Source organism: Vibrio sp. E150_011, from assembly GCF_053544015.1.
This window is the reverse complement of sequence record NZ_JBHFOL010000008.1, coordinates 203,441-219,410: the sequence shown is the minus strand read 5'-3', so window position 1 is coordinate 219,410 and position 15,970 is coordinate 203,441. Positions and strand designations below refer to the sequence as shown.

Below are 15,970 nucleotides of genomic sequence, written 5' to 3'. Positions count from 1 at the left end.
AGGAAAACACAATGACAATCGAAATTAATGTACCAGACATCGGTGCAGATGAGGTTGAAGTAACTGAGATTCTAGTAAACGTTGGCGACAAGGTTGAAGAAGAGCAGTCACTGATCACTGTTGAAGGCGACAAAGCTTCTATGGAAGTTCCTGCGTCTCAAGCGGGTATCGTTAAAGAGATCAAAATAGCAGAAGGTGATTCAGTTTCTACTGGTTCTCTTATCATGATCTTTGAAGAGGCAGGCTCTCCTGCGGAAGGTGCAGCAGCACCGGCTGCGCCAGCAGTTGAAGCAGCGGCACCTGTTGCTGCGGCTCCTGCGGCCGCTGAACTTAAAGAAGTTCACGTTCCAGATATCGGCGGTGATGAAGTTGAAGTCACTGAAATCATGGTCGCTATCGGTGATGCAGTAGAAGAAGAGCAATCGCTTCTTACTGTTGAAGGCGACAAGGCTTCAATGGAAGTGCCTGCACCATTCGCTGGTATCGTTAAAGAAATCAAGATCGCTTCTGGTGACTCAGTATCAACTGGTTCTCTAGTCATGGTATTTGAAGTTGCAGGTTCTGGCGCTCCAGTTGCAGCCGCTCCTGCTCCAGCAGCGGCTCCTGTTGCAGCAGCTCCAGCTGCTTCTGCTGAAAAAGAAGTCAACGTACCAGATATCGGTGGTGACGAAGTAGAAGTTACTGAAATCATGGTAGCGGTTGGCGATACAGTAGAAGAAGAGCAATCTCTAATTACTGTTGAAGGTGACAAAGCTTCAATGGAAGTGCCTGCACCATTCGCTGGTACAGTGAAAGAAATCAAGATTGCAGCTGGCGATACCGTGTCAACTGGCTCTCTAATCATGACGTTTGTCGTTGAAGGCGCAGCTCCTGTTGCAGCACCGGCACAAGCAGCCGCTCCAGCGGCGGCACCTGCCGCATCGGCGGACCGTCCTAAATCAGAAGCACCTGCAGCGGCTCCAGCAGCAGGCGACTTCCAAGAGAACGGTGACTACGCGCACGCTTCTCCAGTTGTTCGTCGTCTTGCTCGTGAATTTGGCGTTAACCTGTCGAAGGTGAAAGGTTCAGGTCGTAAGAGCCGCATTCTGAAAGAAGACGTTCAGTCTTACGTTAAAGAGGCGCTTAAGCGTCTTGAGTCTGGTGCTGCAGCATCTGGCAAAGGCGGTGACGGCTCTGCTCTTGGTCTGCTTCCATGGCCTAAAGTTGATTTCAGCAAGTTTGGTGATACTGAGATCCAGAAGCTTTCTAAGATTAAGAAAATTTCTGGTGCTAACCTGCACCGTAACTGGGTAATGATTCCACATGTTACTCAGTGGGACAACGCAGATATCACAGCGCTTGAAGCATTCCGTAAAGAGCAAAACGCGATTGAAGCGAAGCGAGATACGGGCATGAAGATCACACCACTTGTGTTCATCATGAAAGCGGTCGCTAAAGCACTTGAAGCGTTCCCAACGTTTAACTCTTCTCTATCTGATGACGGCGAAAGCATTATTCTGAAGAAGTATGTAAATGTTGGTATTGCGGTTGATACGCCAAATGGCTTGGTTGTTCCTGTCTTTAAGGATGTGAACAAGAAAGGCATTTACGAGTTGTCTGAAGAGCTAGCCGTGATTTCTAAGAAAGCACGCTCTGGTAAGCTGACGGCTGGCGATATGCAAGGCGGTTGTTTCACTATCTCTAGCCTTGGTGGTATTGGTGGTACGGCATTTACGCCAATCGTCAATGCACCAGAAGTGGGTATCCTAGGGGTATCTAAGTCTGAAATGAAACCGGTATGGAATGGCAAAGAGTTTGAGCCACGCCTACAACTTCCATTGTCTCTATCATACGACCACCGTGTGATTGATGGCGCGGAAGGTGCGCGTTTCATTACTTACCTAAATGCTTGCTTGAGCGATATTCGTCGCTTGGTACTATAAGCAAAGGTTAGAAAGTAGGGCGGCTAAAATAGTCGCCCTTATTTACGATATTCAATGACAATTTGATGATACTGTAATTTTTACAAATCGAATTGCTGTCTAGCTCACAGGCTAAATTGATTTACTTTTCACACCATTAACATCTCTGTAAACTGTTGGCGGTCTGACGTTGCATTGTTTAAGTGATTTTTATTTTAAACAACGCCTCACAATAAGAAATCAATACCCACTCAGCCTGTTAGGGATAATGACTACAAGAGGTCAAAATGAGCAAAGAAATTAAAGCCCAAGTGGTAGTACTTGGTGCCGGTCCTGCTGGTTACTCCGCTGCATTCCGTTGTGCCGATTTAGGCCTAGAAACGGTTCTAATCGAGCGTTATAGCACGCTTGGTGGTGTATGTTTGAACGTGGGTTGTATCCCATCTAAAGCACTACTTCACGTATCTAAAGTTATCGAAGAAGCGAAAGCACTTGCTGAGCATGGCATCGTATTTGGTGAGCCACAAACGGACATCGATAAGATCCGTCTTTGGAAAGAAAAAGTTATTAGTCAACTTACCGGTGGTCTTGGCGGTATGGCTAAGATGCGTAAAGTGACGGTAGTGAACGGCTTAGGTCAGTTTACTGGTCCTAACTCTATCGATGTTGATGGCGAAGATGGCAAAACAACGGTTAACTTTGATAATGCGATCGTAGCCGCAGGCTCTCGTCCTATTAAGTTACCGTTCATTCCGCATGAAGACCCACGTATTTGGGATTCAACGGATGCACTAGAGCTTAAAGAAGTTCCTGGAAAACTGCTTATCATGGGCGGTGGTATCATCGGTCTAGAAATGGCGACGGTTTACCATTCACTAGGTTCTAAGATCGACGTTGTTGAGATGTTCGATCAACTGATTCCTGCTGCTGATAAAGACATGGTTAAGGTTTACACCAAGCGTATTAAAAACAAGTTTAACTTGATGCTTGAAACCAAAGTGACGGCTGTTGAAGCGAAAGAAGACGGTATCTACGTTTCAATGGAAGGCAAAAAAGCACCAGCAGAAGCTGAGCGTTATGATGCGGTTCTTGTTGCGATTGGTCGTGTGCCAAACGGTAAGCTTTTGGATGCTGAAAAAGCGGGTATTGAAGTGGATGAGCGCGGCTTTATCAATGTTGATAAGCAAATGCGCACTAATGTACCTCATATCCACGCTATCGGTGATATCGTTGGTCAGCCAATGCTTGCGCACAAAGGTGTGCACGAAGGCCACGTAGCGGCAGAGGTTATCTCTGGTAAGAAGCACTACTTTGATCCGAAAGTCATCCCGTCGATTGCTTATACCGAGCCAGAAGTTGCGTGGGTAGGTAAGACTGAAAAAGAAGCGAAAGCAGAAGGTCTAAACTACGAAACAGCAAGCTTCCCTTGGGCAGCATCAGGCCGTGCGATTGCTTCTGATTGTGCTGATGGTATGACTAAGCTTATCTTCGACAAAGACACACACCGTGTGATTGGTGGTGCTATTGTTGGTACTAACGGTGGTGAATTACTAGGTGAAATTGGTCTAGCTATCGAGATGGGTTGTGATGCAGAAGATATCGCACTGACTATTCATGCTCACCCAACCTTGCACGAGTCAGTGGGTCTTGCCGCTGAAGTCTTTGAAGGTACGATTACTGACCTTCCGAATGCAAAGGCGAAGAAAAAGAAATAATCACCTTTCTTCATGATACAAAAAACCGCTCTTAAGAGCGGTTTTTTTATGTTTCTAAACTAGGTAAGACTACCTTCAATCTATTGTTAGATGGGCGTCTTAATGATGTGCAACGTCTTTGTAGATACACACCATATTCATGTAACAATCCGTTAAAGACTTAATACTGTCACTGTCTTTATTACGATTTGCCTCAATGAATAGCGAATAACAAATCCCGTGGAAAAGACTCGTCAGATGTTTGGGTTCATGATGAGGGCAGACCTCACCACGCTCAATGGATTTAATGAACATATTCTCAACAAGCGCTTGGCTCGTTTTATTTGACGACATAAACAGTGGCCAAACTTCATCACGAGTTGACGTACTCCACTCAAACCATACCTTATTCCAATGACAATCTTCCATAACTAGGTCAACGACATTGTCGAGGATATTCGTTAGGTTCTCTTTGATAGTGACATCGAGATCAATGGTGTTAGATAAAAAGTTAGAATGTTGACAGACGACATGATTGAGCACTTCGTCGACGAGGTCTTCTCTGGTTGGGAAGTAGTTGAAAACTGTAGCAACAGAAACCTGAGCAATTTCTGCAATATCAGCGTGTCCACCACGGCCAATCCCACGTGTCGCAAATACTTCTAAGGCTATCTCCATGAGTTGCAGTTTACGCTTCTGAGGAGATAGGCGGGTTCTAGGTCTTTTAATGATTGAGTCCATATTATTTCCTTGCCAACGTTGTTTGAGCATATGACGTAAATGCTCTTATTGTGATGCCGAGTCAGATGTCCGCAATGGGAGATGACTAAAGAAAGACGAGGTGACTTTCATTATATCGATTTCCATTTTGGAAATTTACCGCTTGGCTTTTTCTTTTAAGCGATAAGTGTAATGGTGCATATATAGGTTGGTCAATGCACATTCACTGATAATTATGATAATTAGTGCTTATTTACCTGCACATCACACTTTTTTTGAAAGTGTAATTTTTTTTCAACAGGTTACGTTAACAAGGAGCCTCATGTGGTTTAGACCACATGAGGCTAGTAGGGGGGAATAGCCTTGGTTTTTATCGAAAGGCATAAAGTGTTACCATACGGCCACTTTAAAAACGACTCTCCTAATCCTGATAGCTGGCCAGTATCAACAGAGATACCTGCCTAGGGTGACATGGTTGGAGTTAACAACAAAAATAGAGATCGATATGAAACATACCATTGAAGTGATGATTTCTGAGAAAGAAGTACATGACCGTGTTCAAGTCTTAGGTAAGGAAATTACCGAGTACTATAAAGGCAGCGAAGACCTTGTTATGGTCGGCTTGTTGAGAGGTTCGTTCGTCTTTATGGCTGACCTAGCGCGTGCTATTGATATTACGCACTCAGTCGATTTCATGACCGCATCTAGTTACGGTAATACCATGGAAAGCTCTCGTGATGTTCGTATCTTGAAAGATCTTGATGACGATATCAAAGGTAAAGATATCCTGTTGGTTGAAGACATTATTGATACTGGCAATACGTTAACGAAAGTGAAAGAGATACTTTCTTTACGTGAGCCGAAATCTATCCAGATCTGTACCTTGCTCGATAAGCCGTCTCGCCGTGAGGTTCCTGTTGATGTGAAATGGATTGGCTTTGGTATTCCAGACGAGTTTGTTGTCGGTGTGGGTATTGATTACGCGCAGAAGTACCGTCATTTACCTTACATTGGTAAGGTTGTACCGCAAGAATAATAAAATGCCCACAGAAGTGGGCATTTTTACAATAGTGGTACTGTTGGGAATCGAGTTACTTCAGTACTTCACTATTGAGAATTTTTGCCATCGCGGCTTGATAGTTGACTTCGAGAGTTTCGCGGCTATAACAACGAACGCCTAGGTCTTGCAGCTTGCCATCACCAATGCCGTAAACCACGCCATGGATTTCAGTATCTTGTCCACGCTCCCATGCGCCCTGCATGACCGTTGAGTTACCGAGGTTGTATACCTGCTCAGCAACGTTGATTTCACATAACTTATCGGCCCGCATGTCTTGCGGCAGCTCACCGAGCCAATTTCTATGTTTTAGGTATAAATCACGAATGTGCAGCAGCCAGTTGTTGATGAGCCCAAGTTGTGGATTATCGATGGCAGCATTGACACCGCCACATCCATAGTGCCCGCAGACAATAATATGCTTCACTTTCAACACGTCTACCGCATATTGCACAACGGATAAGCAGTTGAGGTCAGTATGGATCACTTGGTTTGCTACATTACGGTGTACGAAGAGTTCGCCAGAATACAAACCGGTAAGGCGCTCTGCTGGGACACGGCTATCTGAACAACCGATCCAAAGAAACCCAGGGTTCTGACCTTCTTCTAGCTTGGCAAAGTACGCGGGGCGTTCTGCTCTAATTTGCTCTGACCATTTTGAGTTATTGTCAAAGAGTTGTTTGATTTCTGGCATGGTTATTCCTTTAAGTGACTTAAATCACTATACACAATGTTACAATTTGAATCCCGTAAAAGTTATGTCAAAAAGCACTCATCTGACGTCTTCATGCACCGAAAATCAGCGACTTACACATTAAGTTTCGTTTTGAATATGAGTTATAACAATTGAATCAATTCATAACACTTCTTCATGGGTGCTTACATTTGATATTGTACGGCGATTTTTGATGTATTGAACAGGGATGGCTATGCAGTTAACACATCGTTTTAGTGACATGAGTTTGAAAGGAGATCTCTTTGGCGGTGTTACTACCGCAATCATCTCGCTGCCCCTCGCACTAGCGTTTGGGGTCGCATCGGGCGCGGGCGCAGAGGCCGGATTGTGGGGCGCCATTATGGTTGGCCTGTTTGCCTCGTTATTTGGCGGCTCATCAACGTTAATCTCTGAGCCTACAGGCCCAATGACCGTGATTATGACGGCGGTGCTAACCAGTATGATGGCTAAGTACCCAGAGACCGGATTGGCCATGACTTTTACGGTCGTAATGATGGCTGGGGCGTTCCAAATGTTGCTGGGCACATTGCGACTGGGGAAATACGTCACGCTTATGCCATATAGTGTCGTGTCCGGTTTTATGTCGGGCATTGGCGTTATCTTGATTATTCTTCAGTTTGCGCCTTTGCTCGGACAAGCCGCGCCAGCTGGTGGGGTGATCGGCACGCTGCAAGCGGTTCCTGATATTTTCGCGCAGCTGGATATTGCCGAACTATTTCTTGGCCTGTTGACGCTGGCTATTTTATTTTTCTTTCCCAAGCGGTATCAAAAATATGTTCCGCCACAACTGGTCGCACTCGTAGCGGTCACCTTATTGTCGGTGGTGTTTTTTGATTCAGACAGTATACGTCGTATAGGCGAAATTCCTGCAGGACTCCCCACCCTTGTGATGCCTTATATCAATGCCGATATGTTGACTACGATGGTGATTGATGCGCTCGTACTTGGCACGTTGGGGTGTATTGATACCCTATTGACCGCCGTGATTGGAGACTCTTTGACTCGTAAAGAACATGACTCCGATAAGGAGTTGCGGGGTCAAGGTCTAGCGAACTTAGTTGCTGGACTTTTTGGAGCGCTTCCTGGTGCAGGCGCGACCATGGGAACCGTGACTAATATCCAAGTTGGGGCTCGTTCACCATTGTCTGGTGTGGTTCGTGCCATGGTATTAGCGTTAGTCGTTTTGGTGGCTGGTGGGCTAACTGAACCGATCCCAATGGCGGTTTTGGCGGGTATTGCCGTGTTTGTTGGGTTTAATATATTGGACTGGAGCTTCATCCAGCGAGCTCATAAAGTCAGCCTTCAAGGCATGGCAATCATGTACGGTGTGATGTTATTAACGGTGTTCGTTGATCTCATTGTTGCCGTCGGGCTAGGGGTGTTCATCTCCAATATCATTATTATCGAACGCTTAAGCCGGGAGCAAGCTCGCCAAGTCAAAGCCATTAGTGACGCAGATGAAGATGATGTGCCGCTGACAGCGAATGAGCGTCGTTTGCTAGAGCAAGCCAATGGCAAAATATTATTTTTCTATCTATCGGGGCCGATGATATTCAGTGTCTCAAAAGCCATTTCTCGCCAACATTCAAGTATCGCCGATTACGAAGCAATGATTCTCGATCTGACGGATGTGCCTATGATTGATGTCACCGTCGGGCTTGCCCTTGAAAATGCGATTAAAGATGCACTGGATGCCAACTGTAGGGTGTATTTACTTTGTCCTAATGAACAAACACAACAGCAATTAGATAAGTTCCACATTATTGATTTGGTGCCTCACAGCAACATCTACCCCTCAAGAGAGCTCGCATTGAGTGCCGCTTCACGTGCGCTTGCGACAAGCCCACTTACACAGGATAACGAATGAGGTTGCGTATACGATTGTTATTTTTCAACAGCAATATGAGTGAAGCAAGGGAGGCATAGATTCAAGCGGATTGTACGTTTACTATTGAAAAGAGAGCGACGCGCCATCATGTTGGTGGGAGATAAATAACCACGACTTCTTTATTTTTCGATATAATCGGAATTGTCAAAACATCCTAGTCTGATCACAATCGGTGCACAGCATGTACGCATTAGAAATAGAACAACTCCGCAAGACCTATGCAGGTGGGTTTGAGGCGCTCAAAGGTGTAAGCCTGACCGTAGAGCAAGGGGACTTTTACGCCTTGCTTGGCCCAAATGGTGCCGGGAAATCGACCACAATTGGTATTATTACATCGCTAGTAAACAAAACCTCTGGTGGTGTAAAAGTGTTTGGTTATAACATCGATAACCAACTCGAGCAGGCAAAGCAGCAGCTCGGCCTTGTACCACAAGAATTTAACTTCAATCCATTTGAGACCGTGCAGCAAATCGTATTGCAACAAGCTGGTTATTATGGTGTCCCGCGTGATCTTGCTAAGCAGCGTGCGCAAAAATACCTAACACAATTAGATTTGTGGGAGAAAAAAGATGAACGTGCACGCCACCTATCGGGGGGCATGAAGCGTCGCTTAATGATTGCGCGGGCTTTGATGCATGAACCCAAGCTTCTGATCCTTGATGAACCAACCGCTGGTGTTGATATTGAACTGCGTCGCTCTATGTGGGATTTTCTAAAAGAGATTAACAAGCAAGGTATTACCATTATTTTGACCACGCATTACCTAGAAGAGGCTGAATTGCTGTGCCGAAATATCGGTATTATTCAAAGTGGCGAGTTGATCGAAAATACCTCGATGAAGTCATTATTGAACAAACTTCATGTCGAGACCTTTATTTTTGATATTGCCGATAATCATGACATACCAGTACTTTCAGGTGTGACGGCTCAGCATATGGTGAATGGTTCGCTGGAGATTGAACTAGAAAAAACACAAGGACTGAATCACGTGTTTGAGCAACTGACTCAAGCGGGTATCACTGTATTATCAATGCGAAACAAAGCGAACCGACTTGAAGAGTTGTTTGTCTCGATTGTTCGTAAACCGCAACAGGAGCAGTAGTATGCACACTCTTTACTGGACTGCGTTTAAGAGCTTACTCACGAAAGAGATCAACCGTTTTACGCGTATTTGGGTACAGACCTTAGTACCACCTGCGATCACGATGACATTGTATTTTATTATCTTTGGCAGCTTGATTGGATCTCGAATTGGTCAAATGGGTGGGTTTAGTTACATGGAGTACATCGTCCCTGGCCTTATCATGATGTCGGTGATTACTAACTCTTACTCTAACGTTGCCTCCTCCTTTTTTAGTGCTAAATTTCAAAAAAATATTGAAGAGCTGCTGGTCGCGCCCGTCCCTAATTATGTGATTATTGCTGGGTTTGTGATGGGCGGTGTGGTTCGCGGTCTGCTTGTTGGTACGATCGTGACGTTGGTATCGCTTTTCTTTGTTGATCTTCAGGTACAGCATTGGGGCATCATTATCGCGACGGTATTCTTAACCTCGGTCGTATTTTCTCTTGGTGGACTAATCAACGCGGTATTTGCAAAAACGTTTGATGATATCTCTATTATTCCAACGTTTATTTTAACGCCATTGACGTATCTAGGCGGTGTATTCTATTCAATCAGTCTCTTACCTGAATTCTGGCAAGGTATATCTAAAATCAATCCGATTGTTTATATGGTCAATGCCTTCCGTTATGGATTCTTAGGGGTATCCGATGTCGGGATTGTGACTTCATTTGGCGTACTCTTAGTGTTTATCGTGGTACTTTATGGGGTAGCACATTATTTAGTAACAAAAGGGATTGGCCTTCGAAGCTAATCGCTTGAATCAATTACTGAACTGATAAATTAAATGGTGGCGAATGAGCCACCATTTTTGTTTTTGGGTCGAGACAAGGACGACGAATGCAACTGCCAGCATCATTAGAATTACATACTCAACAGTCAATTGAGCGAATCCACGAACGATATGCAGACGCTTCGCATTGGCCTGCCACGCGTTTAGAGCAATTGCAACGTGTGTTGTCAATCAGCGAATTTGTTGAAGAAGCATTATTGAAAGATGAGGTTTTATTTCAGCAGTTACCACAAATGCTTGAGCATCCAGAGCGCGCTGAATCTTACCGTGAGCACCTACGCACCGTGTTATCGGCGTGCTCGATTGAAACCGATGGCCACCGTGAATTACGACGCTTTCGTAACCGTGAAATGACGTATATTGCGTGGCGTGACATGGTGGGCGACTGGACGCTAGAAGAGAGCTTGCAGCATTTATCGATGCTTGCAGAAGCCATGATATTTGAGACGTACCGCTGGCAGTATCAGGTATGTTGCAATGAGTGGGGAACCCCTTGCAATGCCGAAGGCGAAGCACAGCCAATGCTCATTATCGGAATGGGCAAGCTAGGCGGTGGTGAGCTGAATTTCTCATCCGATATCGATTTGATTTTTACCTACCCAGAAAATGGTGAAACGCAGGGCGCACGACGCTCCATTGCTAATGCGCAGTTCTTTACTCGTTTAGGCCAGCGCATCATCAAGGCTTTGGATCAGCAGACCTTCGACGGTTTTTGTTACCGTGTGGATATGCGCCTTCGCCCCTTTGGTGAAAGTGGGCCGCTGGTGATGAGTTATGCCGCTCTTGAAGATTACTACCAAGAGCAAGGTCGAGACTGGGAGCGTTACGCCATGATAAAAGCTCGGGTAATGGGGAGTGAGATGTATCCTGAATACCAAGAGCTGCGCCAAATGTTGCGTCCGTTTGTGTTCCGCCGCTATATTGATTTTAGTGCGATCCAATCCTTACGCCGTATGAAATCGATGATCAGCAGTGAGGTGAGACGTCGTGGACTTGGCAATAATATCAAGCTGGGGCCTGGCGGGATTCGTGAGGTTGAGTTTATTGCACAAGTTTTTCAGCTTATTCGTGGTGGTCGAGAACCTAGCTTGCGAGGACGCGGGTTACTTGAAACGCTCGATGCCATTGAAACTCTCGCACTACTTGAGAAAAAAGAAGTGATGCACCTGCGAGAGGCTTACTGTTTCTTAAGACGTCAAGAAAACTTACTGCAAGCTATGGCGGATAAACAAACACAAACATTGCCAGAGAAAGAGACGGACCAAATCAAGCTCGCGTTTGCGATGGGGTTTGAGTCTTGGGATCTCATGCTGGAGGCGACGTCTCAACATATGCTTAACGTTCATTGCGTGTTTGGTGATCTGATTGGTGAAGATGAAGAAGAAACGCCGAGTCCAGTACAGAAGCACTTCCATGAATTATGGGATATGGTGCATGATCCTGAAGTCGTCGAACACATTCTTGAGCATGACTTGAACCTTGATAATGCAGATGTAAAGCGAAGCACGATTTGCCAATTTAAAAAAGATCTGGCGAAGAAGACCCTAGGGCCTCGAGGTCGAGAGGTGCTGAATCGCCTAATGCCTAAGGTATTCAGTGCTATTTATGCCCATAAAGATGCCGAGTTTGGTTTATCTCGAGTGCTGCATGTCTTGCATCGCATCGTCACTCGAACGACGTACCTTGAGTTATTAGATGAGCACCCAGCAGCGCTGGTTCAATTAGTTCGTTTATGCACAGCAAGCCCTATGATTTCAGAGCAGCTGGGTCGTTATCCTATTCTTCTTGATGAACTGCTTGATCCGTCTCATTTGTATAACCCTGTTCCTTTGGCGTCGTATAAAACAGAGCTTAGAGATTACCTTGCTCGTATCCCTGAAGAAGATATGGAACAGCAAATGGAAGCACTGCGCCAGTTTAAGCAAACCTGTATTTTGCGGATTGCAGCGGCGGATATTGCAGGGGTGCTGCCTGTGATGAAAGTGAGTGATCACCTAACGTACTTAGCCGAGGCCATTGTTGAAGCTGGTGTGAACCAAGCGTGGCAACAAATGGCGGAGAAGTTTGGAGAGCCGACTCATATCAAAGATCGCGGGAGCAATGGCTTTGCTGTGATTGGCTATGGCAAGGTGGGTGGTTGGGAGCTCGGATATAACTCCGACCTTGATATCGTCTTTATGCACGACTGTCCTGTGAATGTGTATACCGACGGTAAAAAAGAGATTGATGGCCGACAATTTTATCTACGCTTAGCTCAGCGTATTATTCATATCTTCTCGACGCGTACTGCGTCAGGTATTTTGTATGAAGTCGATACGCGTCTTCGTCCGTCTGGTGTCTCTGGTTTACTGGTGAGTCCGACAGAGGCATTTGATGAGTATCAGCATAATGATGCTTGGACATGGGAGCATCAAGCATTGGTTCGCACGCGGCTAATATATGGTGATGAACTACTGCATCAAGCCTTTAACCACACGCGTGTGGACGTATTGAGTAAGCCGCGTGATGCTGAGGAACTTAAACCCAAGGTGGTTGAAATGCGTGAAAAAATGCGCGCTCATCTTGGTGGAAAAAAAGCTGGGCGCTTTATGTTAAAGCAAGACCCCGGTGGTATTACCGACATTGAATTTCTGGCGCAATACCTAGTGCTACGTTTTAGTCATGAGAAACCAAAGCTGACTCGTTGGTCGGACAATGTTCGGATTTTTGAAAGCATGCTCCAGCAAGGGGTCATGGACGAAGAACAAGTGATGACATTAACCCGAGCCTACACAACACTACGAGATGAAATCCATCATCGTAATTTGTTAAATTTGGATGCCGATGTGGCAGACGATAAGCTACTTGAAGAGCGAGAAGCGGTTAGGCAAGCATGGCAACAATGGATGACTTGACCACTCGAGTTTGGTGTCAGCCCTAAGAGTTGTGCTACTATCTTTTCAAAGTCTTAAATTCGTATTGTGATGCTTTATCCGTTGATAATTCATGTCGATACCGTGATGAGATGCCGTAACATAAAGAACAATTATAGCCTGGGAGCAAAAGCCCTCCAGGCTTGTTATTTGGAGTGAGAGAATGAAACCCATCCTACCTAATTACAGCGATTCAGGTGTACTGATTGTTGGTGATGTCATGCTGGATAGATACTGGTATGGCCCAACAGGGCGTATTTCACCTGAAGCGCCAGTACCTGTAGTGAAAGTAGAAAACAACGAAGAGCGTCCAGGTGGTGCTGCCAACGTTGCGATGAATATTGCTTCGCTAGGCGGTCACGCACACACGATAGGGCTTGTTGGCAAAGATGAGCCGGCTAAAGTGTTGACCGATACGTTGTCGTCATTACATGTGACATGCGACTTCGTTGAGCTTGCCGATTACCCAACCATCACAAAACTGCGTGTGTTAAGTCGTGGTCAGCAACTCATACGTTTAGACTTCGAAGATAAATTTGAAGGTACCGACCCTGCGTTAGTATTGAACAAGATGAAGACTGCTTTGCCTAATGTTAAAGCGGTGGTGCTATCTGATTACGCTAAGGGTGCCCTAGAGCATGTACAAGCGTACATCCAGCAAGCGAAAGCGGCGGGTGTCCCTGTATTCATTGACCCGAAAGGTGCCGATTTCGAGCGTTATCGCGGTGCAACATTGCTGACACCCAACATGCTTGAATTTGAAACGGTTGTCGGCAAAGTTAAAAATGACCAAGAGCTCGTTGAAAAAGGTTGCGCGTTAATCGAAGAGTTCGATTTTGAAGCCCTACTAGTGACACGCAGCGAACATGGTATGACGCTGTTACGTCGCAACGAAGCACCATTTCACTTGCCGACTCAAGCCAAAGAAGTGTTTGATGTAACGGGTGCCGGTGATACGGTTATTTCTGTCTTAGCTGCTTCTGTTGCGGCGGGTAAGCCATTAGATGAAGCGTGTGCATTAGCAAATGCGGCAGCTGGTGTTGTAGTTGGTAAATTGGGCACATCTACGCTATCAACGATTGAACTTGCCGAAGCGGTACATGGTAGTCAGGATACTGACTTTGGTGTTATTAGTGAGTCCGCTTTAATTGAAGCGGTGAAAAAAGCACGTTCGAAAGGTGAGAAAGTCGTTATGACGAATGGCTGTTTTGACATTCTTCATGCGGGGCACGTGTCGTATCTTAATCACGCGGCTGAGCTAGGTGATCGCCTTATTGTTGCCGTTAACACGGATGAATCAGTTCGAGCGCTAAAAGGTCCTGGACGCCCAGTCAACCCAACAGATCGCCGCATGGCGGTGCTAGCAGGTTTAGGTGCGGTAGATTGGGTTGTTCCTTTCTCAGAAGAAACACCACAACGATTAATTGCTGAGGTTTTACCAAGTTTGTTGGTGAAAGGTGGCGATTATAAACCGGAAGAGATTGCTGGCGGAATCGAAGTGATTGCCGCTGGTGGTGAAGTTAAAGTCCTTAACTTTGAAGATGGCTGTTCAACAACAGAAATCATTGAAGCGATTAAAGGTGGGCAAGGCTAACGCTTTGTTTAATAAGATATAAAAAGGGACGCATTCGCGTCCCTTTTTTCATTTATTTTAACGAGATGTTGTTACTACTCTGCTTTCTTTAAGCCAGCATTGACATCAATGATATCTTGTTCGCTTAATGTACCCACCGACTGACGTAGGTTTAAAACACTCACAATGTAGTCGTATCGAGCATCCGACAAGCTGCTTTCTGCGTCATACAATGCTTGCGTGGCTTCTAGCACATCAACAATGGTACGTGTACCGACATCAAAACCAGCTTTAGTTGCCTCAAGCGCTGACTCTGCAGAGATAACAGATTGTTCATATGCGCGAATAGCACCAATTGAAGAGTTGATGTTGTTGTTGTTACCACGAACGTTTTTAACGACTGAGCGGTAAGTTTGCTCTAGCTGTTCGCTTGCTTCAACGTAAGCAAACTCTGCTTGTTTGGTTTGTGACGTGATATTGCCGCCGGTATACAGTGGAACCGAAAGATTAATGCCAGCATTAAATGAGTTAGTTGTCTCATTCGCTGTGCCGTAACGGCTAGACACACTATTTCTTTCGTTGTCATAACCATAGCCACCATCCAAGGTTAGCTTTGGAAGATGACCAGAGCTTGCTAGCGTGATGTTATCTTTTGCGATGTCTTGACCAATACGTGCCGATAACAAGTCTAAGTTTTTAGATTGTGCTTCTTCTAAGAAAACGGAAACGGATTGTTGTGGACGAGCGGCAGAAAAACGATCGGTATCTAGGATATCAATATTAGAATGTTCTTGACCCGTAATTTCGCGCAGACCTTCGTACTTGTTCAGCAGGTCATTCTCGGCGATAACTTCATCCGCTAAGACACGGTCATACTGTGCTTGAGCATCATGAACATCGGTAATCGCAGACAAACCAACCTCAAAACGTTGCTTTGTTTGTTCTAGCTGACGAGCGACAGCCGCTTTGTTGGCTCTTACGGACTCAAGGCTATCCTTTGAGCGAAGAACCTCGAAGTAAGCTTGTGCGGTACGTAGGATTAGGTTTTGCTGAGCAGCCGCATAAAGCGAATCCGCTTGACGAGCATTTTTCTCCGCGGTATCAAGTGTGATCCAGCTTGAACGATTGTACAGTTCTTGAGAGAAACCCAAACCAGCGCTTATATTGTCGCTATCACCACCTAAATTGTTGTCTACGCGGGTGAAATCATATCCAGCGGTTAGGTTTATTTGAGGGAGCAAAGTGCTTCGAGCAGAGTTAATGGCTTCAAATGCACGATCTCTTTCTGCAGCGGAACGCAACAGTTGAGGATCGTTTTGCTTAGCTTGGTCGTAGACTTCTGTTAAAGAGTCGGCCCATGTTGCTGCACTTGCGCTTCCTAATGCAGCTGCGATGAATAGTGGAAGCAGTTTTTTCATTTGTCCTGATCCTGCCTGAATACTGAATAAGAGGTATGATTCACAGTTTAACTTATAATCGACGTAATTCACTCGAAACTTTGCACTTTTTTACGCAACAGCACTCAAAATTGCGACAATAAATTAACCAAAACCTAATGTTTTTTGAATTATTACGT

At 45.4% G+C, this 15,970-nt stretch carries 11 protein-coding genes; 8 read left to right on the top strand and 3 right to left on the bottom strand.

All coding sequences use genetic code 11. The features are described from left to right. Nucleotides 1–11: 11 nt before the first annotated feature. Both aceF and lpdA read left to right on the top strand, forming a co-directional pair. On the top strand, nucleotides 12–1,922 hold the full coding sequence (gene aceF / locus ACE1OE_RS14410; protein WP_449211467.1) for a pyruvate dehydrogenase complex dihydrolipoyllysine-residue acetyltransferase: 1,911 nt from the start codon (nucleotides 12–14) through the stop codon (nucleotides 1,920–1,922). 266 nt (nucleotides 1,923–2,188) lie between these two features. Further along, the gene (lpdA, locus tag ACE1OE_RS14405; protein ID WP_102469778.1) at nucleotides 2,189–3,616 is read left to right on the top strand and encodes a dihydrolipoyl dehydrogenase; all 1,428 of its coding nucleotides are present in this window, start codon (nucleotides 2,189–2,191) and stop codon (nucleotides 3,614–3,616) included. Between the two features lie 99 nt (nucleotides 3,617–3,715). Here the strand turns inward: lpdA and ACE1OE_RS14400 are convergent, their stop codons facing one another. Further along, nucleotides 3,716–4,336, bottom strand: coding sequence for a LuxR/HapR/OpaR family quorum-sensing transcriptional regulator (locus tag ACE1OE_RS14400; RefSeq protein WP_372059857.1), 621 nt, complete (start codon nucleotides 4,334–4,336; stop codon nucleotides 3,716–3,718). Between the two features lie 484 nt (nucleotides 4,337–4,820). Here ACE1OE_RS14400 and hpt point away from each other — a divergent pair, with 484 nt between their 5' ends. Beyond that, nucleotides 4,821–5,351, top strand: a complete 531-nt coding sequence (hpt, locus tag ACE1OE_RS14395) for a hypoxanthine phosphoribosyltransferase (RefSeq protein WP_102469780.1) — start codon at nucleotides 4,821–4,823, stop codon at nucleotides 5,349–5,351. 55 nt (nucleotides 5,352–5,406) lie between these two features. Here hpt and can read toward each other — a convergent pair whose 3' ends face one another. Further along, nucleotides 5,407–6,066 carry a carbonate dehydratase gene (gene can, locus ACE1OE_RS14390; RefSeq protein ID WP_102469781.1) on the bottom strand — a complete coding sequence of 220 codons (660 nt, stop codon included), beginning with the start codon at nucleotides 6,064–6,066 and terminating at the stop codon, nucleotides 5,407–5,409. A gap of 235 nt (nucleotides 6,067–6,301) precedes the next feature. On the opposite strand from can, the gene ACE1OE_RS14385 reads away from it, so the two are divergent. The 5 genes from ACE1OE_RS14385 (at nucleotide 6,302) to hldE (ending at nucleotide 14,415) form a co-directional block, all read left to right on the top strand. After that, nucleotides 6,302–7,975: a SulP family inorganic anion transporter gene (locus ACE1OE_RS14385; RefSeq protein ID WP_102469954.1), complete on the top strand. Its 1,674-nt coding sequence runs from the start codon at nucleotides 6,302–6,304 to the stop codon at nucleotides 7,973–7,975. A gap of 202 nt (nucleotides 7,976–8,177) precedes the next feature. Continuing rightward, nucleotides 8,178–9,098, top strand: coding sequence for an ABC transporter ATP-binding protein (locus ACE1OE_RS14380; RefSeq protein WP_102469782.1), 921 nt, complete (start codon nucleotides 8,178–8,180; stop codon nucleotides 9,096–9,098). Nucleotide 9,099: 1 nt separating this feature from the next. Beyond that, nucleotides 9,100–9,870: an ABC transporter permease gene (locus ACE1OE_RS14375; RefSeq protein WP_102469783.1), complete on the top strand. Its 771-nt coding sequence runs from the start codon at nucleotides 9,100–9,102 to the stop codon at nucleotides 9,868–9,870. Between the two features lie 86 nt (nucleotides 9,871–9,956). After that, nucleotides 9,957–12,803, top strand: coding sequence for a bifunctional [glutamate--ammonia ligase]-adenylyl-L-tyrosine phosphorylase/[glutamate--ammonia-ligase] adenylyltransferase (glnE, locus tag ACE1OE_RS14370; RefSeq protein ID WP_449211466.1), 2,847 nt, complete (start codon nucleotides 9,957–9,959; stop codon nucleotides 12,801–12,803). A gap of 181 nt (nucleotides 12,804–12,984) precedes the next feature. Beyond that, nucleotides 12,985–14,415: a bifunctional D-glycero-beta-D-manno-heptose-7-phosphate kinase/D-glycero-beta-D-manno-heptose 1-phosphate adenylyltransferase HldE gene (gene hldE / locus ACE1OE_RS14365; protein ID WP_372059862.1), complete on the top strand. Its 1,431-nt coding sequence runs from the start codon at nucleotides 12,985–12,987 to the stop codon at nucleotides 14,413–14,415. A gap of 74 nt (nucleotides 14,416–14,489) precedes the next feature. Here the strand turns inward: hldE and tolC are convergent, their stop codons facing one another. Continuing rightward, on the bottom strand, nucleotides 14,490–15,812 hold the full coding sequence (tolC, locus tag ACE1OE_RS14360; RefSeq protein WP_102469786.1) for an outer membrane channel protein TolC: 1,323 nt from the start codon (nucleotides 15,810–15,812) through the stop codon (nucleotides 14,490–14,492). Nucleotides 15,813–15,970: the final 158 nt, after the last annotated feature.

Bases quoted from the DNA above. Each gene is read 5' to 3' on its own strand.
- aceF (WP_449211467.1), top strand. From the start codon at position 12: ATGACAATCGAAATTAATGTACCAGACATCGGTGCAGATGAGGTTGAA.
- lpdA (WP_102469778.1), top strand. From the start codon at position 2,189: ATGAGCAAAGAAATTAAAGCCCAAGTGGTAGTACTTGGTGCCGGTCCT.
- ACE1OE_RS14400 (WP_372059857.1), bottom strand. From the start codon at position 4,336: ATGGACTCAATCATTAAAAGACCTAGAACCCGCCTATCTCCTCAGAAG.
- hpt (WP_102469780.1), top strand. From the start codon at position 4,821: ATGAAACATACCATTGAAGTGATGATTTCTGAGAAAGAAGTACATGAC.
- can (WP_102469781.1), bottom strand. From the start codon at position 6,066: ATGCCAGAAATCAAACAACTCTTTGACAATAACTCAAAATGGTCAGAG.
- ACE1OE_RS14385 (WP_102469954.1), top strand. From the start codon at position 6,302: ATGCAGTTAACACATCGTTTTAGTGACATGAGTTTGAAAGGAGATCTC.
- ACE1OE_RS14380 (WP_102469782.1), top strand. From the start codon at position 8,178: ATGTACGCATTAGAAATAGAACAACTCCGCAAGACCTATGCAGGTGGG.
- ACE1OE_RS14375 (WP_102469783.1), top strand. From the start codon at position 9,100: ATGCACACTCTTTACTGGACTGCGTTTAAGAGCTTACTCACGAAAGAG.
- glnE (WP_449211466.1), top strand. From the start codon at position 9,957: ATGCAACTGCCAGCATCATTAGAATTACATACTCAACAGTCAATTGAG.
- hldE (WP_372059862.1), top strand. From the start codon at position 12,985: ATGAAACCCATCCTACCTAATTACAGCGATTCAGGTGTACTGATTGTT.
- tolC (WP_102469786.1), bottom strand. From the start codon at position 15,812: ATGAAAAAACTGCTTCCACTATTCATCGCAGCTGCATTAGGAAGCGCA.